Here is a 23,324-nt window from a genome sequence, read left to right on the forward strand (position 1 = left end):
CTAAAGGGATTGGTTAGTAATGTATTATTTCATAACAATAGTTGGGTTGCTGTTGATCACAGCACTCGCACTTCGCCGCCTACAACAAAACAGGCGCCAAGATAGTCCATTAAAACGCCGCGGTATTCTAAATATTGCCGAGCAGATTACGTTAATGCGTTTACAAGCCGTTTTACCGCGTCATACCGTATTGGCACATGTGTCTTTTGACGCTTTATTAACAACTAAATTTGCGCATACGCGCCGTAAATATCAAGGTTTAGTGGCTGATTTTGTGGTGCTAGACCAACAACATCAAGTACTCGCGATTATTGAGATTGCAGACGAGTCTTATGTGAATCGTCTGCATCAGAAACATTATCAGGACAGTTTGCTTGAGTTAGCAGGCTATCGCGTACTACGCTATAGCAGCATTCCGACCGAGCAGGAATTGAGAGAAGATCTGGTGCCAGATTTGTTTGAACCGATGACAATTCCCACCACAGTGACATCAACCTCAATGCCTAAGATGGAGCGGATGATGAAATACAATGAATTCGCCGTGAAATCGTATTAATCGGGGCGAACAGCGGTTACTGTCATTTCAACCAAAACATCAGGTGCATAGAGTTTAGATTCTACACAGGTACGTGCTGGGGGATGTCCCTCAGCAATCCACGCATCCCATACGGCATTCATGGCTGCATAATCTCGTTCGATATCTTTTAAAAAGATCGTAATCGATAAAATATGAGTCTTGTCTGTACCCGCATCTGCGAGAAAACGATCAATATTATCTAAAGTTTGCTGTGTTTGTGCACTTACGTCGACACTGGTGTCATCTGCCAATTGGCCTGCGAGATGAACAAGATTTCCTGAAATTGCGACTTCGCAAAAACGTGAAGTGACATGAAGTCGTTGCACAGACATAGCTATTCCTTAATCAATTATATACTGACAGGATTGTACTTGATGCGATTGAACAGCAGTGTAATTTTGTATAAATCAGGCTAAAAAAGTTTCTATTTCCATTAAATTATCAGTAGGTGAAGAAGAAATGGAGAGCTGAAGATGAGGGATTTTGATTGGAAAAATAAGCAACTAAAGAACATCGGAAGTGCCCTGTAATCTTCGGATTTGATCGTCACGCCAACCACAGGAGCAGATGCTAAAAGCGAGGTTTTCTTTAGCAAGGCACATAACATGGATAATGTTACTGCGTTGTTTAGAGTACTGAAAATTGCATAAAAAGCAAACATAAATTTGAGCAATAATCACGCTTTTGTATAAAAAATCGGCATTACCATAAAGAAAGCTGTGATTCTTCTTGTGCCGTTTGAAGCTGGTAAACACCTACCCCGACCAGACGGAATTGAAACGCTGGATCGATATGCATTTCATTAAGTAACTGTAAAACCACTTGCCCTAAATCCTGTTGTGATTGTAAGGCCTGTTTAAAGCTTTTACTGTGCTGCAAAACCTGAAAATTCTTGAGTTTAAGTTTTACATTGACCCCGCGTGCGGTCAGTTGTTTTTTATTCAGGCTCCGCCAAACTTGCTCAGCAAGAGGCTGCCATGCATGGCGACATTGTTCGAGCGTATAGTCATCATCAAAGGTAATTTCTTTGGAAATTTGCTGGCGTTCGCGTTCCGCTTTCACAGGTCGATGGTCAATTCCCTGCGCATATAAATAGAGCTGTTTGCCGTATTTCCCGAAATGATGGATCAGGACATTCTCTTCGATTTTTTGCAGATCACCCAGTGTATGTAAATTGAGCTGACTTAATCTTTCCTGAGTAACTTTACCGACACCAGGAATTTTGTTTAAGGCTAAATCCTGAATAAATTTCAATACTTGATGTGGTTTAATCACAAATAAGCCATTGGGTTTATTCCAGTCCGATGCGATTTTTGCCAGAAACTTATTGGGTGCTACACCCGCAGAAGCCGTCAGTCCTGTAGTTGCAAGAATATCGGCACGGATTTGCGCTGCCACTTCGGTCGCACTCGGAATATTCTTTAGATTTTCAGTCACATCCAGATAGGCTTCATCTAAAGATAAAGGTTCAATCAAAGGCGTATATTGCTGAAAAATATGATGGATTTGGGCTGAAACTTCACGATATTTTTCAAAGTTTGGTTCAATTACCACCACTTGTGGGCAGAGTTTTCTGGCTTGTCCCATTGACATGGCAGAGCGAAGCCCAAAGACACGGGCAGGATATGAGGCGGCAGCAATGACGGCACGCGGATGGTGTGAAGATACTACGACAGGTAAATCTTTGAGATCAGGGCGTTCTCTCAGCTCGACTGATGCATAAAAGGCATCCATGTCGATATGGATAATTTTTCGTAATTCATTTGGCATCTTGAATGCCTTGCTGTTTCAGAAAAATCCGCCATTGTTTAGGCGATTCGGCATAAACGTTTAAATCCACAGCTTTGGGAATACCTGCAATTTTTCCCTGACTGCTATGTTGCCAAAACGTCCATTGGCGACCATCTTTGAGCTCAGGTTTGCCGTCATAATCTCTGACCCAAAGTGGCGTTTCAGTGAAATTCCCCATCAATACAATGTGATAAAAGCTTTTCGAGATATAAAAGATTGGCTGCTTGCCATAATGCTTGTGCAGTTGGTCGTGCATGACCTGAATTTCTTTCAGTAATTGCTCTTTGGTATAGGTATTAATGCAGTTACTGTCATACTCAAGATCAATGGCAGGCGGTAGGGCATCCGCTTTTTTAGGTACGGTCGCGATAAAGTTTTCAGCTTGTACCTTGCCATCACGACACAGACGATAGAAATGATAGGCGCCGACATGTAAGCCTTGTTCACGAGCCTTGAGCCAGTTTTGCTGAAAATTACTATCACGAAAATCACCACCTTCGGTGGCTTTGAGATAGACGAATTGATACTGCATCGGAGAGATTTTTTTCCAGTTGATCTCACCTTGATGATGTGAAACGTCAAAACCACGAATGGCATAGTCTTGCGCAGCAGCTTTCTGTTGGTAGAACAGTCCGAAATAACTCACCACACCCAGCATGACAGCTAAACCGATACTGGCATAGGTCGGATAGTGTTGAGAGAAGGAAGATGCTACGGGTTTCTTTGCCATATTATCAATGATTATGCGAGGTCGAGATGAGTGCTGGATTTGCAGTATTGATCATGTAGTGATTGTACCCGTTTCGCCTTGGCATTGACCATCTGACTACCAAATTGTTCCACAAATCTACAGGAAGCATAAGGTTCTGCACGTTGCTGATAATCATGTACCCAAGCTTCTCTGATTGCCAAACCTTGAGGATCCACAGGCCATACACCGAGACGCAATCTGTTCATTCCAATGCGCCATGGTTTTGGACTAATTCGGGCTCGAAAACAGTTCTGGTTTTTACACATCCGTACATAGTTAGGATCAGCCTGAATGGCATTAAACAGTAATTGAGCATCCTTTCCATTGGCTTCAAAAGTTTGATGCATTGCCAGAATACGGTAACCCTTAGGCGTGCGGTAAACACGCAAATGCCAGTGAGGATGCTGTTGAGAAAAATTTCGGATCAAGGCGAGTGAGCGCTGTTCAGGTGTCGTTGTAAAACGTTGTTGCAGTCTGGATAAGCTTTTGGCAAAAACACGGGTGAATAGCAATGAAATAGTCAGTCCAATAACCAAGACCATCCATGACATGAAATAAGCTGCGACAGCGATTGAAAGTAACAGCAGCAAGAAAAAAGCAGCAAAATGAACAGTCAATTGAGAGGACTCTGCAAAGTCGATATCAGCAAAAAGCACATCAGGGGTATTTAAACATAAGGCACCATAGCCATTACGCGTAATAATTACATCATCATGCTGAGCAATAATTTCTTCACGAATGGGAAGACCTTCGGCACCGTTATAGGGGACTTTATGCTCAATTCGACGGATATGTTCGCCAGATTTGATTTTCTCAATTGCCTCGGCAACACGTTGTTCCGCATGGACATGTGCTGCCTCTGCGCTTTGATCAGACCAGCCAAAACGCTTAAGCGTGTAAGGACGTCCTACAATGCTGGTTTTTATTTTGGCTTCAGCCCAGTACTGGGGAATAATCATTGAATATTTTCCTTATTATTTTTAATTGGTTTTAATCACAAAGCCTTTATTCGGTGGTTTCTTTGGGGATCTGCCAAAACACCCATGCGGTCAGAATATTGATACAACCCAAAGCAATCAAGGTGGCATGGAAGGCAGTGCTAATAGATGCAGTCGAGAAATATTGACCAAAGACATTGATCAAGGTACCCGCCAGCGCCACACCAATACTCATGGAAAGCATCATAATCATTGATAAGAAGCTGTTACCGCTGCTGGCATCCTGTTGAGGCAAGTCTTTTAGAGTTAAGGTATTCATACCAACAAACTGGAGTGAATTCAGTGTACCAAAAATAAAGAGATGCAGGATTTTTAGCCACAGGGGTGTTGCCGCCGTCATCAGGGAAAAACTGGCGATACATAGACCGACTAAAACGGTATTGGTCAGCAGGAAACGGCGATATCCGACCCGTTGAATCAAGGGACGTACAATGGGCTTGGAAAATAACGAACCCAGTACCATGGGAATCATCATCAAGCCCGTGATGAAGGGTTCAAAACCAAATGCGACCTGTAGCATGAGCGGTAAAATAAACGGAATCGCATTACTACCCAAACGGGCAAAGAAATTACCCAGAACCCCGATTGAGAAAATCTTGTAGCGAAATAATCGCCCATGAAATAGCGCGTTCTGATGGTTATGCGCATGATAGGCATATCCCACCGCAGCAATCATTCCTGTCGTCAATAAACCGAGACTCACCAAACGTGGATATTGCGGTGCTGCGATATTTTCGATTCCCAAAGCGAATCCGACCATTGCCACCATCAATAAGATGAAACCGCTCAAATCAAACGATTTTACCGTCGGTTCTTTCTGGTTAGGCATGACTTTAAGGGTCATGATCATACCCAAAATACCCATTGGAATATTTATGAGGAAAATCCAGTGCCACGTGGTGACTTCGACCAGCCAGCCCCCTAAAGTCGGGCCCATTAAAGGACCCACCAATCCGGCAAGACTCATCAGGCTCATGGCAGAAAGGAATTGTGAACGTGGAATCAGCTTTAACAGGGCCAAGCGTCCTACAGGCATGAGCAGTGCGCCGCCGATACCTTGAATCACGCGGAAAAATAACAGTTGTTCTAAGTTCTGGGATAAGCCACAGCCGAGCGATGCCAAGCTGAAAATGATCATGGAACTGAGATAAATATTACGGATGCCAAAGTGGTCTGCCAGCCAGCCACTTAGGGGAATACAGGCTGCAACGGACAACACATAGGCCACAATAACGCCGTGCATTTGCAAGGGATTTTCATTGAGCTGAACAGCCATTGCTGGAATCGCGGTATTGACGATCGTAGTGTCCAGTGCCTGCATAAAAAAGCCAATGGAAACCAGAAGGACCAATAATCGGAATTCGGGCTGGACTGCTTGATGTGTTGTGGTTGTCATGAGCCTTGATGAGTAAAAATTCAGCTTTAGTTTAATGCAAATAGGCGTGAAATAAAGACAAAAATTGTCAAATAGCGGTCATGAAACTGACATTAAAATGTCATCGAATTTGCATCACCTGATACTAGATTAGCCATACAAAATAAATTGTATGGAATTTGATCATGAAATTTAAAATTTCAGTTTTATTGACAGCATTACTGTCGGTGGGGTTAGTGGCGTGTAATGATGATAACGACAACTCAACGCCAACACCAGAAATCGTTGAACCGACACCAGAAACAATTAAGCTGAGCTTGTTGGGGCGCTACGAAACCAATATTTTTGCCCAAAGTGCGGCTGAAATTCCAGCCTATGATGCTGAAACCAAACGTCTATTTGTTGTCAACGCACAAAAGGGTCTAGTTGATGTACTAGATGCATCTAAACCTGAAAAGCCAATACATATTGCCGAGCTATCTGCACGTACTTATCTGGCCAATTCGGAAGTGAATAGTGTTGCGGTGAAAAATGGCATTGTTGCACTTGCGGTTCAGGCTGAGCAGAAAACGGATACGGGAATCGTGGTATTTTTTAATGCCAAAGATTTAAGCTTTATCAGCAAAGTCAGTGTGGGTGCTTTACCCGATATGCTGACTTTTAGCCCTGATGGTAAAACCGTTTTGGTGGCTAACGAAGGTGAGCCGAATGATGATTATTCAGTTGATCCAGAGGGCTCTGTCAGCATTATCGATATTAGTAATATCAAGCAACCCAAAGCTAATGTGGCAGACTTCAAAGCATGGAACACACAAAAAGCTGATCTACTGGCAAAAGGGGTACGTATTTTTGGGCCAAATGCGAGTGTCGCTCAAGACTTGGAGCCTGAATATATTGCGATTTCGGCGGACAGCAAAACGGCATGGGTCACCTTACAAGAAAATAATGCCATTGCACGGATTGATATTGCTCAGCAGAAGGTCACTGATATTTATCCATTGGGCTATAAAGACCACGGTGTTGTTGGGAATGAGCTGGATGTCAGTGATAAGGACAAGAAAATTGATATCAAAACATGGGCTGGCTTAGTGGGGATGTATCAACCTGACTCGATTGCCAATTATCAAGCCAATGGTCAAACCTATTTGGTGACTGCCAATGAAGGCGATAGCCGTGAATGGTTAAAAGATTCCAAAGCCTATTATGCGGGTGATACCCGTCAAGGTTTTGTTGAAAATATTCGGATGAAGCATTTATTTAACAGTAAGGGCTTTAATACAGGAGGGGACTATCCTGCGCATCTGCAAAAGCTGGCAGTCGGCGTGAAAGGCGCCAAGCTCAATCCAGTCACTTTTGCCTATTGTGGTGCAACAGAAACAGGTGCAGGTGGGTGCCGTGATGATGCGCAATTAGGTCGCCTGAATATTGCATGGAATATGGGTTATCAGACCAATGCGGATGGTTCTCCGAAACTGGATGCCAATGGTCTGCTGACTTATGACAAGCTTTATGCATATGGCGCACGTTCATTCAGTATCTGGAATACCCAAGGTCAATTGGTCTGGGATTCGGGTAGCGAGTTTGAAAAGAAAACGGCTGAGTTGTTCCCTGATTATTTTAATAGCGACCATGAAGCAGTTGCGTTTGATGATCGTAGTGATAATAAAGGGCCTGAGCCAGAAGGGATTACTGTCGGTAGCATTGGTCAAAAAACTTTTGCCTTTATTGGGCTAGAGCGAATGAGTGGCATTATGGTCTATGACATTAGCACGCCAAATAAACCGAAATTTATTGAATATTTTACCACGCGTAATTTTACGGAAACCGAGACTGCAAAACAGGGCGATTTAGGGCCAGAAGGTCTGATCTTTATTGCGGCAAAAGATTCACCAAATGGTAAGCCATTGCTTGTGGTGGGGAATGAAGTGAGTGGTTCCACCGCAGTGTATCAAGTCAATGTGCACTAAACGCTAACCCAAAAAAAGCGGATCAAATCGATCCGCTTTTTTATATTCAAGTCTTAAACTTCAATATGGCTTGGTGCATTCAAGTTTTTAATGACGCTTGAGATGTGTTCAAGCGTTTCACAAACAATCACTTTGGCACGATGCTGAGGCGGTAAAAAGCCTTCTTCAACGGCATGATCTAGTTGGGCAATCAGTGCATCGTAAAAACGGTTAACGTTATAAATAATCATAGGTTTCTGGTGCTGGTTGAGTTGTCCCCAAGTCGCAATTTCCAGAATTTCTTCAAAAGTGCCTAAACCACCAGGTAAAGCAATAAATGCGCTGGCACGTTCAGCCATAAGCGCCTTACGCTCATGCATGGTCTGAACAATGTGTAGTTCAGTCAACCGATGATGGGCAATCTCATAGTCCAACATGAACTCAGGAATGACACCAACGACTTCACCGCTATGTTCAAGGACAGTGTCGGCGACTTGTCCCATCAGACCAATGCTGGCGCCGCCATAAACGATACCAAAACCTTGAGTGGCAATATGTTGGGCCAGTTCGATAGCCTTATCACGATAGATGGGTTTGTTGCCGGTACGTGAGCCGCAATAAAGGGCAACGAGAGATTGAGTGGTTTTTATGGGAGTAGGGGTAATGCTTTTCTTTTCAGTCATTATTAGAACACTATTCATTCGTTTATTTTCACCTTATCATTTTCGTTGTGCTTGTCTAGGCTAATTGAGGTTTATGACAGTTTTATGCACATTTTACATACAAAGCTGTTTTGTAACGCTTAGAAAGAATTTGCAAACAACATCAACATAAAAAAGATGAATTTCAGTTAAATCTTGCCTATACTGAAAATCCTTTTATTAATTTATGTCCCTCTATGAGTAGTGGTTGTTGTCGCTCCGCATTGTTCTTATTTCCTACAAAAAATGTTTTGGCTCATCGTGCCGACCTTTTAAAAATTCAACTTCATAACAATATTGCTGATTTTGCAGAGGAGTCACGTCAATGATTCTGGAATGGATGTCTGACCCCGCTGCATGGGTTGGTTTAGCAACATTGGTGGTGCTCGAAATTGTACTAGGTATCGATAACCTTGTTTTTATTGCAATTTTGGCAGAAAAATTACCGCCTGAACAACGTAACGCTGCTCGTAGAATTGGTTTGATTCTCGCCCTGTTAATGCGTCTGGTGCTATTGGCCTCGATCGCATGGGTGGTAACCCTAACCGAACCTCTATTCCATATTTTTGATCATCCTTTCTCTGGTCGTGACCTGATTCTGCTGTTTGGTGGTGTGTTCTTATTGTTTAAAGGAACGATGGAACTGCATGAACGGATTGAAGGTAAGCAAGCGCTGAAAGAAGAAAATCCAGTGCATGCGGCCTTCTGGATGGTCGTGGTTCAGATCGTGGTACTCGATGCAGTGTTCTCGCTGGATAGTGTGATCACGGCTGTTGGCATGGTGAAAGAGCTTTCGATCATGATGATCGCAGTGACGATTGCGATTGGTATCATGTTGCTGGCTTCACGCCCATTGATGGACTTTGTAAACAAGCATCCAACGGTGGTGATCCTGTGTCTCGGCTTCCTGATGATGATCGGTTTCTCATTGGTGGTGGAAGGTTTTGGTTTCCATATTCCAAAAGGTTACTTATACGCAGCGATTGGTTTCTCTGTGTTGGTTGAAATGGTCAATCAGACCATGCGCCGTAATCAGGAAAAACTGGTCACAACGACAGATTTACGTTACCGCACCGCTTCTGCCGTATTGCGTATGTTAGGCAATAAAGGCAATGGCAATGAAAGCCAGAGCAATGAAGCTGAAGATGTATTAGCGACGCAAGCCTACGCAAAAGAAGTCTTTGATGAAGACAATGGCGTGTATCACAGTGTCTTGGTACAGGGTGTGCTTGGTTTATCTGAGCGTCCAGTCAAGTCCGTTATGACACCACGTCCAGAGTTGGAATGGTTAGATCTGGATGATGATCCGGCTGAGCTAAAAGAACGTTTGATGGCAATGACCCATTCACGTTTGATTGTTGCACGTGGTGAGCTGGACAATATTGAAGGTATTGTACTCACCCATAAAGTGTTGAATGAATACATTGAAACGGGCGCGATTGATTTCAGTAAACATCTACGTGAACCTGTGATTGTGCATGAAAATGCGCAAGTATTGATGGTCATGGAACAGTTACGTCAGGCACCGTTGCAAATGGCAATTGTGCTGAACGAATATGGTTCAATCGAAGGGATTGCAACGCCGATTGATGTATTAGAGGCGATTGCTGGTGAATTCCCTGATGAAGACGAGCTAGAAGCAGCGGCAGAAAGTCTTGATGATGGTTCGATGTTGCTGGAAGGTTCAACTGACATTCGCCATGTGTCTTTGTTATTGGGCAAAGATTTAGTGGATGAAAGTGAGGAATATTCAACTTTGTCAGGCTATATCTTGTTCCACCTCGGTCGTTTACCTGAAAATGGTGACACGGTTGAAGTTGATGGCTATCGCTTTGAAGTGGTAACAATGGATGGGCACAAAATTGAAAAAGTGCGCATTATTGCCAAAGAGAAGCCTGTCGAGAAATAATCAAACTGTATTATTCTGAATAGCCTTGAGTTTGACCGTTGTGATGCAATGGTTTTACTCGGGCTATTTTTATTTGAGAATTCAAAATGATTTTGTCAAAGAATTGTCCTTGTGGACATGGACCTTATGCTGAATGTTGTCAGCCCTTGCATTTGAAACAACAGACAGCTCAAAGTGCAGAGCAACTAATGCGCTCGCGTTATAGCGCTTTTGCTTTGCAACAGATTGATTATATTCTGGAAACAACGGCTTTAGGACAACAGTCCGCTTTGGATCGTGCCGCGATTGCCGACTGGAGTCAATCCAATCAATGGCTGAAACTGGAAGTGGTACAACATCAGCCCAAACTGGATAAAACCCATGCACTGGTTGAGTTCAAGGCAAATTATCATGATGGCAAACAAGCGCATGTTCATCATGAAATTTCACATTTTGTCTTGCATCAACAACAATGGTATTTCCTTGATCCCACGCTGGACATGCAAATCACTATGAAACAACCCTGCATTTGTGGGTCGGGGAAAAAATTTAAACAATGTTGTGCACAATTCATCTAACTTTGTCTTAGAATAGCGCACACTTTTACGCCTGATTTAGGGATGTAGGCAGATGTTACTCACCGTAATTTATATTATTGCCATTACTGCGGAAGCGATGACGGGTGCGTTGTCAGCGGGTCGACGTAGTATGGACTGGTTTGGTGTGGTACTGATTGCCTGCGTAACGGCATTGGGGGGTGGCTCAGTGCGTGATGTGCTACTCGGGCATTATCCTTTAACTTGGGTCAAACATCCTGAATATTTGGTGCTGACCTGCGCTGCGGCTTTTGTCACCATCATTATTGCCAAATGGATGCGTCATCTACGCAATATCTTCCTGGTACTGGATGCTCTAGGTCTAATTGGATTTACCATTATTGGTTGTCAGATTGCCTTATCGATGGGGCATGGTTTTGTGGTGTCGGCGGTGGCAGGCGTATTAACAGGAGTGTCGGGTGGTATTCTGCGCGATATTCTGTGTAATGACGTACCTTTAGTGTTCCGCCGTGAGTTGTATGCCAGTATTTCCTTTGTTGCCGTGATTTGTTATTGGGTGTGTCTGGAAGTTGGCTTACCGCACGATCTGACTGTAATTTTTACTTTGGTATTTGGTTTTACCTTACGTTTGATCGCGATCTATTTTGGTCTGGAAATGCCGAAATTTATTTATCAAGAAGATGATGCCGAGTCTGCTTCTTCAACAGATGAGCATTGATCTGGTTCAATTAAAAAAGAAAAATACGCGATAATAAGCGACTTTATACAATAAAAGATGCTGGTCTGGATTGCGGCTTTATGCCGCTTATCGGCTGGTCAATCATGAAGAATGTTTAACTTTTGAGGTCTTGTAATCTTCCTGAGACACCATTTGACGTTTAAACAACAACAAGGGCTTGTCACAACGCCTTCATCCACATAGCATACAAAGCATTGACGATAATAAATGATTTTGGATGACTCGCTGAAATGACCAGCCTTGCACATCATGCCACAGAAAACCGTTCCGTAGCCGAATTCACTGAGCAGGCTTACCTGAACTATGCCATGTACGTGATTATGGATCGTGCATTGCCCCATATCAGTGATGGTTTAAAACCTGTACAGCGCCGTATTGTCTATGCGATGAGCGAGCTTGGCCTGAAATCGACGGGGAAGCCGAAAAAATCGGCACGTACCGTCGGTGATGTACTGGGTAAATATCATCCGCATGGTGACTCAGCCTGCTATGAAGCGATGGTGTTGATGGCACAGCCATTTAGCTATCGTTATCCATTGGTTGAAGGTCAAGGTAACTGGGGTTCACCAGATGACCCGAAATCATTTGCGGCAATGCGTTATACCGAAGCCAAACTTTCTGCTTATAGTGAATTATTACTGAGCGAATTGGGCCAAGGCACCAGTGAATGGCAAGACAACTTTGATGGTTCAATGAAAGAGCCAATCACTTTGCCTGCACGCGTTCCGAATATTTTGTTAAATGGCACCACGGGTATCGCGGTGGGGATGGCAACCGACATCCCGCCCCATAACTTGCGTGAAGTGGTGAAAGGAACAATCGCCTTAATTCGTAATCCTGAAACTTCAGATGCGAAACTGGCAGAATATATTCCTGCACCAGATTTACCTACCAAAGCTGAAATCATTACCCCACCTGAAGAATTACTCAAAATTCAAACCACAGGTCGTGGTAGTTATCGTATGCGTGCGGTATATGCGGTCGATAAAAATGAGATTGTGATTACTGAACTGCCTTATCAGGTTTCGGGTTCGAAAGTCATTACCCAGATCGCAGATCAGATGATTGCCAAAAAATTGCCATTGGTGAGCGATGTACGTGATGAATCGGATCACGCCAATCCAACCCGTTTGGTGATTGTATTGCGTTCAAATCGCGTCGATGCAGAAACGGTAATGAGTCACTTATTTGCAACTACGGATCTAGAGTCGAGCTATCGTGTCAATCTGAACATGATTGGCGCGGATGGTCGTCCACAGGTGAAATCGATTCGTCGTATTTTATTGGAATGGATCGAGATTCGTAAGCAAACCGTGACCCGTCGTTTGCAATACCATTTGAATAAAATCGAAAAACGTTTGCATATCCTGGCAGGTCTTTTAATTGCTTACTTGGATATTGATACCGTGATTCGGATTATCCGTGAAGAAGATCAGCCAAAACCTGTATTGATGCAGCATTTTGGTATTGATGACATTCAGGCTGAAGCGATCCTCGAACTCAAACTTCGTCATTTGGCTAAGCTTGAAGAAATGGAAATTCGCCGTGAGCAAGAAGAACTGGAAGCGAAAGCTGCGATTATTCGTGAGCAATTGGCAAATCCAGAATCATTAAAAAACCTGATCATTAATGAGTTAAAAGAAGACGCGAAAAAGTTTGGTGATGACCGCCGTTCACCAATCGTTGCGCGTGCGGATGCCGTCCAGATTAAAGAACAGGATTTAATGCCTGCTGAGCCTGTGACCGTCGTATTGTCTGAGGCAGGTTGGGTACGCGCTGCCAAAGGGGCAGAAGTCGATGCAGCAAATCTGAATTATCGTGCGGGTGACCAGTATCTCAGTCATGCTGTGGGTAAAACCAACCAGCGTGTCTATTTCCTTGATGAGACAGGGCGTAGTTATGCCTTGCCGATCAGCAGTTTGCCTTCGGCACGTGGCTTGGGTGAACCGCTCAGTTCAAAACTTTCACCAGCCAGTGGTGTGTCATTTATTCAGGTCTTTATTGATGAGGAGAGCAGCGAGCTGATTGCAACCAGTTCAAATGGTTACGGCTTTAAGAGTCAGGCAGCACAACTGGATACCAATGCAAAAGCTGGGAAAGCCTTCCTGACTGTTGCAGACAAAGCAACAGCTTTACCGCTATTGCCAATTCAGCAAGCCACTCACGTTGCCATTCTGAGTTCGTCAGGACGTTTACTGATTATTGATTTAGCTGACCTGCCAGTTCTCAATAAAGGTAAGGGTAACAAGTTGATACAACTTGATGAAAAAGAGCAAATTTTATCCATGACAACCCTGACGTTAGATGAAATAATCCAAATCGATGCAGGACAACAGCATCTGAAGTTGAAAGGGGATGATCTTCAAAAATATCTAGGAAAAAGAGCAACAAAGGGGCAACTTTTACCACGTGGATATCAAAAAGCAAATAGACTCCTCATTCAGAGATAAGGCTAGTATTCTGTAATACAAATACGTTATATATGACAATGTATTCAGATTATTTGGATAGATTGACAGGGCAATTCAAAAAGTTAAAAAAAATGTTTTGCCATGGAAAGTAACGTTGTTACATTTTTAAGGATTACCACTCGGAGATTAGGGCATTATGGAAAAGATTTGGTTTGCTGAATACCAAAAAACAGGAATTCCAGAAACAGTTGAACTGCCTGCTGAAAACACCTCACTTGTTGATATTTTTGAACGCAATTTCCAAAAATTTGGTTCACGTGATGCCTTTATCTTTATGGATAAAGTTTTAACGTTTAATGAATTAGAAGTCGCTAGCCGTAAATTTGCAGCTTATTTACAAACTTTAGGTTTAGCAAAAGGCTCGCGCGTTGCGGTGATGATGCCGAACGTTTTCCAATATCCAGTTGTTGCGTTAGGGACTTTTCGTGCAGGTCTGGTACTTGTAAACGTCAATCCATTATATACAGCACGTGAACTTGAGCATCAGTTGAATGACTCTGGTGCTGAAGTCTTAGTGATTATTGAAAACTTTGCCAATGTTTATCAGAACATTATTGGTAAAACACCTGTGAAGCATGTTGTGGTGGCTTCTGTGGGTGATATGTTAGGTACGTTGAAAGGTACTATTGTGAATTTCGTTTTACGTAAAGTACGTAAGCAAATTCCAGCGTGGAATATTCCAGGCCATACTAAATTCAATGTGGCATTAAACAAAGCCAATCCAAGCAATTATAAACGTCCAAGCTTGACCTTAAGCGATACCGCTGTATTGCAATATACGGGTGGTACAACAGGTGTTTCTAAAGGTGCTGAATTAACGCATCGTAATCTTGTTGCAAACTTACTCCAGTGTGAAGCGATTTTCTCAAGTAAGTTTGGTGGTTCTGATAGTGCTAAAGGTGATCGTATCGTATGTGCATTACCGCTATATCACATCTTTGCATTCATGGTATGTGCACTTTACGGCATGTATAAAGGTCAGGCCAATATCCTGATTCCAAATCCACGTGACTTGCCTGCGGTAGTGGGTGAATTACGTAAATATCAACCTTCATTCTTCCCAGCAGTAAATACTTTATTTAATGCGTTGGTGAATAACGAAGAATTCAAACAGCTTGACCATAGCAATCTTAAGATGGCAATGGGCGGTGGTATGGCGGTGTTGCCATCAACAGCAGCAGCATGGAAGAAAATTACAGGTACCACCATTATCGAAGGTTATGGTTTATCTGAAACTTCACCTGTTGCAACTGCGAATCCTCCTGCTACAACTGAATTCAGCGGCACGATTGGTATTCCATTGCCATTAACTGAAGTTGCGATTCTGGATGATGACGGTAAAGAAGTTGCGCTGGGTGAACAAGGTGAGATTTCGATCCGTGGTCCACAAGTCATGAAAGGGTATTGGAACCGTCCAGACGAAACTGCAAAAGTAATGACGGCTGACAATTTCTTCCGTACTGGTGATATCGGTGTGATGGATTCACGTGGTTATGTGAAGATCGTTGACCGTAAGAAAGACATGATCTTGGTGTCAGGCTTTAACGTTTACCCAAGTGAAATTGAAGAAGTCATTGCGAAACATCCAAAAGTATTGGAAGTGGCTGCGATTGGTGTTCCAGATGAAAAATCAGGTGAAGTACCGAAGTTATTCATCGTGAAAAAAGACCCTTCTTTAACCACAGAAGAAGTTATTGCTTACGCAAAACAAAACTTAACTGGCTACAAGTGCCCACGTTATGTTGAGTTTATGGAAGAATTACCGAAATCAAACGTGGGTAAGATCTTACGTAAAGATTTACGTAAACCAGCTTAAAGTTTTTAGGCTTCTCAAATAAGGAAGCATAAAAAAACGCCGCAATAGCGGCGTTTTTTATTGGGTTCATTTTGAACCTTTTGATTTCATCAACCAGCGATCAATATAAGGTCGGCCAATACCAACGATGCCCACAAAAACGACCATGGTCGCGAGCTGGAAACGTAATCGGATCGGATCAATTCCATTAAAACTAAAATAATTATCGGCAACTGCATAAAGCACAATGACGGTCAGCCAGTGCCAGAGTGTCAGGCGATAAATACCGACTGCATAAAAGGCCACTGTCAGAATCACAAAAGTACCAAGTGTCGATTGCCAGTTTAGATTTGCACAAATCACACTGAGTAGAAATGCCATGATCGGGAGTACAACTTTAAGTACTCGATCAACTAAAAGTTGATGCTGGCGTTGTTGAGCAAGCACCTCAAACATTTCTTTTTGATCTGGTTGCGGCATAGGTTGACCTTAAAACAGTATGAAAAAACACAACTTTTACACAAACAATGTGTGTAAAAGAAACGCTTGTTGAACAAGCACACATGAAAGTTCAATAAATTATAAGTTATGATAGCATGATCAGAAGAACTTCAAATGATGGATGTCAGCATGCAAGGTATTAGCGGCATTATATTGATTATTATAGTCGCATGTTTGTTGCCTTATGTATTTACCTTGATTGCAAAATCAAAAGGTGGTTTTCAAGCAAAAGATAATCAGAATCCTCGTGACTTTTTAGCCAAAACAACAGGACTATCTGCACGGGCAAATGCTGTGCAACAAAACAGTTTTGAGAGCTTACCTTTGTTTATTGCTGCAATGTTGATGGCAGAGTATATGGTGGTGCCAGAGTATTTCATTTTGACTTTGGGCTGGGCTTATATCGTATTTCGCGTCATTTACGGCATCTGCTATCTGGCTAATCTCGCCACGTTACGTTCTATCATCTGGTTTTTCTCTCTACTTTGTCCAATTTTACTGTTCGTGATTACGGTTAAAATGACCTGATGACAGCTGGCTATAAAATTCGCCAGCTCGCTACATATCTAGCATCATTTTCGCTGTATTCACGTTATAATCTGTCCGATTTACATCTACTTCACAATATAAACGAGTGTTGATATGAGTTATAGCAATATTCCTGCGGGTAAAGACGCACCAAATGACATCTATGTCATTATCGAAATTCCTGCAAATGCAGCCCCAATCAAATACGAAATCGACAAAGATTCAGATGCGTTATTTGTAGACCGTTTCATGGGTACAGCAATGTTCTACCCAGCAAACTACGGCTATGTTCCAAATACATTATCTGAAGATGGTGATCCATTAGACGTACTTGTTGTAACTCCACATCCTGTTGCTGCTGGTTCTGTGATTCGTTGCCGTCCAGTGGGCAAATTAAAAATGGAAGATGATGGTGGTATTGATGCGAAACTAATCGCTGTTCCACACGAAAAATTATCTCCACTTTATAAAGATGTTCAAGAATATACGGATCTTCCGCCATTATTGATCAGCCAAGTTGAGCACTTCTTTGCACACTATAAAGATTTAGAGCCTGGTAAATGGGTAAAAATCAGTGGTTGGGAAGGTGCTGACGTTGCGAAAGCTGAAGTACTTAAAGCAATCGAAGCTGCTAAAAAGTAACTTTGAGATGCTCGACCAGATTTTAAAAAATTTAAAATCTGGTCATAAAAAAACTCCATTCATTTGAATGGAGTTTTTTTATTGCTTGATTAGCTGTGAATTAGAATAATTTCACAGGAATATCAAGCCAGATACGCCATTCGTTGGTATCGCCAATGTAGGCATTTGTTTGATATTCATCACTTGCACGGTAATACGAGTGACGTAAACGTAAGCTCGCATCTTTGGCAAAACCAGATTGAACCGTGTATTTCACTTGGTTAAAGAATTCACGTTCATGTGCATTATCAGTCAAATTCTTGACTTTGATATCCCAACCATAGACATAGGCGGTGGTCCAACTTAAGCCTGGTACGCCATAGCCACTAAAGTCGACGTTATATTGCAACTGTGCAGATTTTTCGCTGTTACCAATAAAGTCAGATAGGTAAGAGTTTGGCAAATAGATACTTTGAGCACCATCAGCGTTCTCGCCGTAATCATAACCTGTATTACCATTATTTTGTTGGTAAGCCAACATCACGCTATGTGGACCAGTGTTATAAGTCGTAGAAAGCGCCCAAATGGTATTTTTACGATTAGACAGGTCGTCAGTTGTACTTGAATACGTACTTGCCTTTTCATCCCATTTAGTGTGGTAAGCACTTAAGTCATATGTCAAACCACTGTCTTTATCTAACGGCTGCTTATAGTTCACATTGATATAATGACGATCTAGCTTATCTTTGCTATCCAAGCCAAAGTACGCCGCATTTAAGTTGTCATCAAATTTGTATTTTGCGCCCCAAACAACAGCACGATCAAGTTTGCGCCCATCAGTATTGATTTGGTCAGAGTACTGATCTTTAGTGAATTTACCGGCAGTTAACTCTAAGCCATCAATTTCACGGCTAGTTGCCAATACACCTTCAAAATATTCAGGTACTAAACGCGCTGTGTTACTTGCTAAAACAGGAATATCGAGAACTTGTGTACCATAGGTTACAGTCGTATTCGAAATACGTGCTTTTACAAAACCGCCGCCACGTGCCCAGTGATCATATGTGTCACCTTTACCATCTACACCATTTAGGCGTTCGCGTGGGATCATGCCGTTACCAGCATTATTGTTTGAGCCTAATTTAAAAGAGCCATCGCCGATTACACCAGCGCCAAAGCCAACTAAACCTTGAGTGAAACCAGTTTCCAGTTTCACCATTGCCGTCTGAGCATATGAGCTAGTGTCTTCGACACCATTCTTTTTGTCACGATTTAAATAACCAGTACGGAATAAAATATCCCCTTTGGCATCTTCAACAAGTCCTTTTGCTTCGCTTTGTTCGCTTGCATATGTTGAGGTAATTAACGCGGCATTAATCAAAACCGCTAAAGTAAGTTTCTTTGCCTTTGGCATAGCTCGCCTCATTAGAAATAATAAATTTGGGATAAAACCGAAATTTTGATCAATTGTATAAGTTATGCATAAAAAAGATAGATTTTTATTAAAATTTTTTAATTATTTTTAAATAAAATACTTATAAAATTTTATGATTTGTTTCTCGTTTAAAAAGTATACATTTTAAGTTCAAGTGTTTGATTATTAGTCATAATGTTGTTTATTTTGGATGTAAAGTAAACAGGTTGTTTTTTGTTTTATTCGAATAAAACTATGTGATTTATTGAGGTATTTTTTCTTTTATTTTAAATATTTATTTTTTCTTTGTGTGAAAAGTGTTCAATTGTTTACTGCCAAAAGAACATCCCGACGAATGACGAAAGGGATTGTCCTAAAAAGAATATTTTTTAAGCGCATTTTAAGTTTTTTTGCCGTGCACTTTTATGGAACATTTCTGTTTTCTGCTGATTTAAGCTTAATTTGAAAGCATTTTGCACTTTCTCAATCCTGACAAAATGCCTCTTTTTTGTGCGAAAAATAATCTTGAATAGGTTGGTGCGTCTAAATCGCTCAAAAAAATATAAGGATGCTCGATCGGCCTTAGTTCAGAATCATTAAAAATTTGAGTAAGACGAATTTACTCATTAAGACCACGATGAAATATGGTTTAGCTGAAGTTGGCACAGCAATTGCTATTTACTTTGCGATGCAATTTAAAATTTAAATCAGTCGAATATCCATCATGGGGGAGATCAAGATGATGAAATTTGCATGTAAAGCAATCGCGTTGAGTATTTGTGCAGCGACTTCAACTTTTGCGATGGCAGAAGAAACAAATACATTATCTCAATACGGCCTGAGTTTTTCAGGAACGGCTGCGTTAACGACTGATTATCGTTATCGTGGTATCACACAAACTCAATCTGATCCTGCGGTACAAGGTGGTTTTGCATTAACACATTCATCAGGTCTTTATGCTGGGGTATGGGGTTCAAACGTTAACTTTGGTGGGGCTGATCCTCATCTTGAGCTAGATCCTTATGTGGGCTATGCGACTGAGTTACCATTTGCAGGTAAGCCAACTTTAGATGTCGGTTTATGGTACTACGGTTATCCAAGTGCATCTGACCTAAACTGGTTAGAACTTTACGCAAAACTCGGTTTTAAAAATGTATTGGCATCTGGTGATAGCCTATTAGGTAGTTTGAACTACACCAATGATTTTGGTGGTGCTGATGAAAATGGTTGGTATGTGAACGCAACTTATAATATTCCATTTGCTGATACTGGCTTTGGTGGTGTAGCAAGTGTCGGTTATACCAAAGTGGATAACTATGACTTTAACAGTGATGCAACAGATGGTCTTGATGATAATTATGTCGACTGGAAAGTTGGTGTGACGTATAGCGTGAAATCAGTATCTGGTTTAACTGCTGAACTCGCAGCAGTAGGAACCAATATTGACGCCAATGTACAGCCGTTAAAGCGTGGCACTGAAACAGGTGCAGTATTTACCTTGACCAAAGCATTCTAAGCTTGGTTGGATAAACAAAAAGCCAGCTCTATTGCTGGCTTTTTTATATTGAAAGATATTCGCTTGAGGGAAGTCGTTCAAATCTAATCATGACTTGCGATGAATTTAGAATATAGATAATCCCATTCTGATAATCAGAAAGACTAAAAGGAACAGAAAAAATATCCGGATAAACTGACTACCATATCGTAGTGCCAGAAATACGCCGACTAAAGCACCCATAACATTACAGACGGCGATCATTAAGCCAATTTCCCACAGCACATGACCTGTAGGGATAAAGAATAAAAGTGCAGAGCTAAAAGTACCAATATTCACAATTTTGGCTGATGCAGATGCGTTGAGAAAATCAAAGCCAAATACTTTTACAAATAAGAATAGTAGAAAGCTTCCGCTACCCGGCCCAAACACACCATCATAGAATCCAATTAAACCGCCAAAAAAGATCCCCAGAACAATTTCTTTATACCCACATTTGACATAGGTGCTATGTGCGCCTAAGTCCTTCTTGAGAAAGGTATAAATCGCCATCAAGATGAGTAAAAAGAAAACAAGATAGGACATGAATTGCTTGGGAATATGCGCAACTGTCATGGCACCAATAAAGGCAAACATGAATGCTGAAAGCATGGTCGGGATGAGTAACTTCCAGACAAATTTAATTTTATTCACATATCTAAAAATAGAGGAAACGGTACCTGCCCACACGGCTAATTTATTGGTACCTAAAACAGTGGTAATACTGTGCTGTGGCAAAGCATGTAATAGCGCAGGTATTTGAACTAAACCGCCACCACCTACTGCGGCATCAATCAGGCCACCACAGAACGCAAAAAATCCTAACATGAGTAGTGCGGTGTCATAGGTCATAATCGCCAACCTTTGGGAAAGTTGATTCGGCTGAAAGTGTTAGGTCATTTGTTCGGAATATTTATCCAGCTTATTCATGATGAATTCAGCTTATATCGTTTATTTTTTTGCCCATAAAAATGAGCATTCTTCTATTTTTGAAATCAAAAACTGTATAAACACAAATGAACGGGGTCTGTTTTCAACATAACTTGTTGCCTTATGAAACTCAATTGAATTGTGCCCACCTTTAAATTGCATGTTCGATAAATACAGTTAAGACATTATTTTTATATACTTTTTTCAAATCTTGGTTAATAAAAGAATCCGTACTACGACGGATTCTTTTGTTGAAAAATCTCGATAAAAATTTTAGGTTTGGTTGCCGCGATAGGATAGTGCTTCGGTTAAATGACTAGTTGAGATCAGATCACTTTCTGCTAAATCGGCAATCGTGCGTGCAACACGCAATACACGATGGTAGGCACGTGCAGACAAGTTGAGACGTTGCTGGGCCATCTCAATAATTTTTGTCGAACTGTCATCTAGCAGAGCATGTTGTTCCAGTAATTTCGGTGATAAAGCCTGATTTAAGCACTGCTGTCTTTGGATCTGTTTTTCGTAGGCAGTGATCACACGTTGCCGCACGCTGGCAGAATTCTCGGTTGGCGTACGATCTTGTAGTTCCTGAGCCTGTAACGGCGGGACATCAATATGTAAATCAATACGATCCAGCAATGGGCCTGAGATACGATTTTGGTAGCGTTGAATACTTTCAGGGGAACATTGGCAACGGCTGTCCTGATTAAAGGCATAACCACATGGGCAAGGGTTCATTGCGGCAATAAACTGGAAATTTGCAGGAAAGGTCATTTGCCGTGCAGCACGAGAAATCACTATCTGTTTGGATTCCAAAGGTTGACGTAATACTTCCAGTACCTTGCGATCAAATTCTGGCAATTCATCCAGAAAGAGAACGCCTAAATGAGCCAAAGTGATTTCACCAGGCTTGGGTTGAGAGCCGCCACCAACTAACGCAATTGCTGAAGCTGTATGGTGTGGTGCTCTAAAGGGACGCTGGCCAAAACTGTGCGGTGCGTTGGCCACCGAATAAATACTGGCGACTTCTAGATTTTCCTGCGCATTGAGCGGCGGTAAAATCGAAGGCAGGCGAGAAGCCAATAAGGTTTTACCTGTGCCGGGTGGGCCTTTAAATAATAAAGAATGTCCGCCCGCAGCGGCAATTTCTAGCGCTCGGCGTGGACGTAATTGACCTTTGACATCGGCAAGATCAAATTGATAGGCAGATGCGGCTGCGTTTGGTCGTTGTGGTGCAACTGCTAGCTGGGCATTGCCCGAAAAATGTGCACAAACTTCTTGTAAATGCTGCGCTGCATAGACTGCAAAATCGGGAAGCTGGCTGGCTTCATCCAGATTTTCAGTGGGCAATAGAAGGCGATGTTTGGCTTGTTGGCAGGCCATTGCGATGGTTAATGCCCCTGAAACAGGACGTAAGTGTCCATCAAGCGCCAGTTCTCCTATAAATTCAAAGCCTTCTGTACTGTGTTCTGGTAATTGTCCAGAAGCAATCAGAATCCCCAAGGCAATCGGTAAGTCCAGTCGAGAACCATCTTTGGGTAAATCGGCTGGTGCTAAATTGATGGTTAAGCGTTTGGTTGGAAACTGAAAACCGCTATTGATGATGGCAGAACGCACACGATCTTTACTTTCACGGACAGCGGCTTCAGCTAAGCCAACAATTGTTAAAGAAGGAAGGCCTGAACTAATGTGGACTTCAACTTCAATCTGAGGAGCATGTAACCCCAATAGCCCTCTCGTATATATCTTGGCAAAAGACATCTTGTTATTGTTCCATTGTGGTGCTTTATTTTTAATCATTCTGAGGTGCGAAATGCACCAAGTTGGTGCTTATTTTTTGTTCTGAATCACTTCCTCAAGTGTTTTCATTTGTTGCTGAAGTTCAGTCAAACGTTGGTTGGCTAACTCGAGTGCTGTTCTTTGGCGGTCAAGTTCTTGTTTTGAAACTAAATCCAGTTTTTCGATACTCTCGTTTAATAAAGCACGCAGATTTTTTTCTAAATCTTTTTTCGGCTGGTCAACTTGCTGCAAAATTGCTTGTAAAAGAGTTTCAATCATAAAGTACTCAATAAGTTATGTATATTTGCTGTTCAGTGTATCACTGCTTGTGTCAATCCTCTAGCACAGTTAAGGCCAGAACGAGGAGTGACTTATAAATCCAGTGAAACAGGAGCAAATGATACTTATTTTCGATGGACTATCTACAT

General features: G+C 41.9%; 21 protein-coding genes. 10 read left to right on the forward strand and 11 right to left on the reverse strand.

Annotated features, from left to right (window positions below; translation table 11 throughout):
• The first annotated feature begins 19 nt into the window (after window positions 1-19).
• On the forward strand, window positions 20-556 hold the full coding sequence (locus EC846_RS01515; protein ID WP_004773912.1) for a DUF2726 domain-containing protein: 537 nt from the start codon (window positions 20-22) through the stop codon (window positions 554-556).
• Here EC846_RS01515 and EC846_RS01520 read toward each other — a convergent pair.
• The 5 genes from EC846_RS01520 to mdtD form a co-directional block, all read right to left on the reverse strand.
• Window positions 553-909, reverse strand: a complete 357-nt coding sequence (locus EC846_RS01520; RefSeq protein WP_004773913.1) for a RidA family protein — start codon at window positions 907-909, stop codon at window positions 553-555. The genes EC846_RS01515 and EC846_RS01520 overlap by 4 nt on opposite strands.
• A gap of 370 nt (window positions 910-1,279) precedes the next feature.
• Window positions 1,280-2,347, reverse strand: coding sequence for a DNA polymerase IV (gene dinB, locus EC846_RS01525; RefSeq protein WP_123773867.1), 1,068 nt, complete (start codon window positions 2,345-2,347; stop codon window positions 1,280-1,282).
• Window positions 2,337-3,098 (reverse strand): GH25 family lysozyme, encoded by a 762-nt coding sequence (locus EC846_RS01530; protein ID WP_005255621.1) that lies wholly within the window; start codon window positions 3,096-3,098, stop codon window positions 2,337-2,339. The genes dinB and EC846_RS01530 overlap by 11 nt, the downstream gene beginning before the upstream one ends.
• Before the next feature lie 11 nt (window positions 3,099-3,109).
• Window positions 3,110-4,078 (reverse strand): hypothetical protein, encoded by a 969-nt coding sequence (locus tag EC846_RS01535; RefSeq protein ID WP_123773868.1) that lies wholly within the window; start codon window positions 4,076-4,078, stop codon window positions 3,110-3,112.
• A gap of 46 nt (window positions 4,079-4,124) precedes the next feature.
• On the reverse strand, window positions 4,125-5,513 hold the full coding sequence (gene mdtD, locus EC846_RS01540; protein ID WP_123773869.1) for a multidrug transporter subunit MdtD: 1,389 nt from the start codon (window positions 5,511-5,513) through the stop codon (window positions 4,125-4,127).
• A 164-nt stretch (window positions 5,514-5,677) separates the two neighbouring features.
• Here mdtD and EC846_RS01545 point away from each other — a divergent pair, with 164 nt between their 5' ends.
• Window positions 5,678-7,459, forward strand: coding sequence for a choice-of-anchor I family protein (locus EC846_RS01545; RefSeq protein WP_123773870.1), 1,782 nt, complete (start codon window positions 5,678-5,680; stop codon window positions 7,457-7,459).
• A gap of 53 nt (window positions 7,460-7,512) precedes the next feature.
• Here the strand turns inward: EC846_RS01545 and EC846_RS01550 are convergent, their stop codons facing one another.
• Complete coding sequence (locus EC846_RS01550; RefSeq protein ID WP_032863777.1) at window positions 7,513-8,139, reverse strand: TIGR00730 family Rossman fold protein; 627 nt, start codon at window positions 8,137-8,139, stop codon at window positions 7,513-7,515.
• A gap of 325 nt (window positions 8,140-8,464) precedes the next feature.
• Here EC846_RS01550 and EC846_RS01560 point away from each other — a divergent pair, with 325 nt between their 5' ends.
• The 5 genes from EC846_RS01560 (at window position 8,465) to EC846_RS01580 (ending at window position 15,610) form a co-directional block, all read left to right on the forward strand.
• On the forward strand, window positions 8,465-10,048 hold the full coding sequence (locus tag EC846_RS01560; protein ID WP_005255616.1) for a TerC family protein: 1,584 nt from the start codon (window positions 8,465-8,467) through the stop codon (window positions 10,046-10,048).
• Window positions 10,049-10,134: 86 nt separating this feature from the next.
• Window positions 10,135-10,605: a YchJ family protein gene (locus EC846_RS01565; RefSeq protein WP_123773871.1), complete on the forward strand. Its 471-nt coding sequence runs from the start codon at window positions 10,135-10,137 to the stop codon at window positions 10,603-10,605.
• Window positions 10,606-10,657: 52 nt separating this feature from the next.
• Window positions 10,658-11,302, forward strand: coding sequence for a trimeric intracellular cation channel family protein (locus EC846_RS01570; protein WP_004773926.1), 645 nt, complete (start codon window positions 10,658-10,660; stop codon window positions 11,300-11,302).
• 251 nt (window positions 11,303-11,553) lie between these two features.
• A complete protein-coding gene (gene parC / locus EC846_RS01575) occupies window positions 11,554-13,773 on the forward strand; it encodes a DNA topoisomerase IV subunit A (RefSeq protein ID WP_123773872.1) in 2,220 nt (739 codons plus the stop codon).
• 157 nt (window positions 13,774-13,930) lie between these two features.
• On the forward strand, window positions 13,931-15,610 hold the full coding sequence (locus tag EC846_RS01580) for an AMP-binding protein (RefSeq protein ID WP_123773873.1): 1,680 nt from the start codon (window positions 13,931-13,933) through the stop codon (window positions 15,608-15,610).
• Between the two features lie 66 nt (window positions 15,611-15,676).
• Here the strand turns inward: EC846_RS01580 and EC846_RS01585 are convergent, their stop codons facing one another.
• Window positions 15,677-16,069 carry a hypothetical protein gene (locus EC846_RS01585; protein WP_123773874.1) on the reverse strand — a complete coding sequence of 131 codons (393 nt, stop codon included), beginning with the start codon at window positions 16,067-16,069 and terminating at the stop codon, window positions 15,677-15,679.
• 150 nt (window positions 16,070-16,219) lie between these two features.
• Here EC846_RS01585 and EC846_RS01590 point away from each other — a divergent pair, with 150 nt between their 5' ends.
• A complete protein-coding gene (locus EC846_RS01590) occupies window positions 16,220-16,618 on the forward strand; it encodes an MAPEG family protein (protein ID WP_004773934.1) in 399 nt (132 codons plus the stop codon).
• 114 nt (window positions 16,619-16,732) lie between these two features.
• Window positions 16,733-17,260 (forward strand): inorganic diphosphatase, encoded by a 528-nt coding sequence (gene ppa, locus EC846_RS01595; protein ID WP_004656389.1) that lies wholly within the window; start codon window positions 16,733-16,735, stop codon window positions 17,258-17,260.
• Window positions 17,261-17,360: 100 nt separating this feature from the next.
• Here ppa and EC846_RS01600 read toward each other — a convergent pair whose 3' ends face one another.
• Window positions 17,361-18,653: an OprD family outer membrane porin gene (locus tag EC846_RS01600; RefSeq protein WP_123773875.1), complete on the reverse strand. Its 1,293-nt coding sequence runs from the start codon at window positions 18,651-18,653 to the stop codon at window positions 17,361-17,363.
• 739 nt (window positions 18,654-19,392) lie between these two features.
• Between EC846_RS01600 and EC846_RS01605 the strand changes: the two genes are divergently transcribed.
• Window positions 19,393-20,169 carry a TorF family putative porin gene (locus tag EC846_RS01605; RefSeq protein WP_123773876.1) on the forward strand — a complete coding sequence of 259 codons (777 nt, stop codon included), beginning with the start codon at window positions 19,393-19,395 and terminating at the stop codon, window positions 20,167-20,169.
• Between the two features lie 105 nt (window positions 20,170-20,274).
• On the opposite strand, the gene EC846_RS01610 is transcribed toward EC846_RS01605, so the two are convergent.
• The 3 genes from EC846_RS01610 to EC846_RS01620 form a co-directional block, all read right to left on the reverse strand.
• Window positions 20,275-21,039 carry a sulfite exporter TauE/SafE family protein gene (locus EC846_RS01610; RefSeq protein ID WP_123773877.1) on the reverse strand — a complete coding sequence of 255 codons (765 nt, stop codon included), beginning with the start codon at window positions 21,037-21,039 and terminating at the stop codon, window positions 20,275-20,277.
• A gap of 351 nt (window positions 21,040-21,390) precedes the next feature.
• Window positions 21,391-22,878: a YifB family Mg chelatase-like AAA ATPase gene (locus tag EC846_RS01615; protein ID WP_123773909.1), complete on the reverse strand. Its 1,488-nt coding sequence runs from the start codon at window positions 22,876-22,878 to the stop codon at window positions 21,391-21,393.
• Between the two features lie 69 nt (window positions 22,879-22,947).
• Window positions 22,948-23,175: an accessory factor UbiK family protein gene (locus EC846_RS01620; protein WP_004773944.1), complete on the reverse strand. Its 228-nt coding sequence runs from the start codon at window positions 23,173-23,175 to the stop codon at window positions 22,948-22,950.
• Between the last annotated feature and the right edge of the window lie 149 nt (window positions 23,176-23,324).

Source organism: Acinetobacter sp. BIGb0102 (assembly GCF_003815055.1).
Lineage (GTDB): Bacteria > Pseudomonadota > Gammaproteobacteria > Pseudomonadales > Moraxellaceae > Acinetobacter > Acinetobacter vivianii.

Excerpts from the sequence above, each read along its gene's own strand:
- EC846_RS01610 (WP_123773877.1), bottom strand. The coding sequence starts at position 21,039 with ATGACCTATGACACCGCACTACTCATGTTAGGATTTTTTGCGTTCTGT.
- EC846_RS01530 (WP_005255621.1), bottom strand. The coding sequence starts at position 3,098 with ATGGCAAAGAAACCCGTAGCATCTTCCTTCTCTCAACACTATCCGACC.
- EC846_RS01570 (WP_004773926.1), top strand. The coding sequence starts at position 10,658 with ATGTTACTCACCGTAATTTATATTATTGCCATTACTGCGGAAGCGATG.
- EC846_RS01605 (WP_123773876.1), top strand. The coding sequence starts at position 19,393 with ATGATGAAATTTGCATGTAAAGCAATCGCGTTGAGTATTTGTGCAGCG.
- EC846_RS01600 (WP_123773875.1), bottom strand. The coding sequence starts at position 18,653 with ATGCCAAAGGCAAAGAAACTTACTTTAGCGGTTTTGATTAATGCCGCG.
- mdtD (WP_123773869.1), bottom strand. The coding sequence starts at position 5,513 with ATGACAACCACAACACATCAAGCAGTCCAGCCCGAATTCCGATTATTG.
- EC846_RS01520 (WP_004773913.1), bottom strand. The coding sequence starts at position 909 with ATGTCTGTGCAACGACTTCATGTCACTTCACGTTTTTGCGAAGTCGCA.
- EC846_RS01515 (WP_004773912.1), top strand. The coding sequence starts at position 20 with ATGTATTATTTCATAACAATAGTTGGGTTGCTGTTGATCACAGCACTC.
- dinB (WP_123773867.1), bottom strand. The coding sequence starts at position 2,347 with ATGCCAAATGAATTACGAAAAATTATCCATATCGACATGGATGCCTTT.
- EC846_RS01565 (WP_123773871.1), top strand. The coding sequence starts at position 10,135 with ATGATTTTGTCAAAGAATTGTCCTTGTGGACATGGACCTTATGCTGAA.
- ppa (WP_004656389.1), top strand. The coding sequence starts at position 16,733 with ATGAGTTATAGCAATATTCCTGCGGGTAAAGACGCACCAAATGACATC.
- EC846_RS01535 (WP_123773868.1), bottom strand. The coding sequence starts at position 4,078 with ATGATTATTCCCCAGTACTGGGCTGAAGCCAAAATAAAAACCAGCATT.
- EC846_RS01545 (WP_123773870.1), top strand. The coding sequence starts at position 5,678 with ATGAAATTTAAAATTTCAGTTTTATTGACAGCATTACTGTCGGTGGGG.
- EC846_RS01620 (WP_004773944.1), bottom strand. The coding sequence starts at position 23,175 with ATGATTGAAACTCTTTTACAAGCAATTTTGCAGCAAGTTGACCAGCCG.
- EC846_RS01585 (WP_123773874.1), bottom strand. The coding sequence starts at position 16,069 with ATGCCGCAACCAGATCAAAAAGAAATGTTTGAGGTGCTTGCTCAACAA.
- EC846_RS01550 (WP_032863777.1), bottom strand. The coding sequence starts at position 8,139 with ATGAATAGTGTTCTAATAATGACTGAAAAGAAAAGCATTACCCCTACT.
- EC846_RS01580 (WP_123773873.1), top strand. The coding sequence starts at position 13,931 with ATGGAAAAGATTTGGTTTGCTGAATACCAAAAAACAGGAATTCCAGAA.
- EC846_RS01560 (WP_005255616.1), top strand. The coding sequence starts at position 8,465 with ATGATTCTGGAATGGATGTCTGACCCCGCTGCATGGGTTGGTTTAGCA.
- EC846_RS01615 (WP_123773909.1), bottom strand. The coding sequence starts at position 22,878 with ATGTCTTTTGCCAAGATATATACGAGAGGGCTATTGGGGTTACATGCT.
- parC (WP_123773872.1), top strand. The coding sequence starts at position 11,554 with ATGACCAGCCTTGCACATCATGCCACAGAAAACCGTTCCGTAGCCGAA.
- EC846_RS01590 (WP_004773934.1), top strand. The coding sequence starts at position 16,220 with ATGCAAGGTATTAGCGGCATTATATTGATTATTATAGTCGCATGTTTG.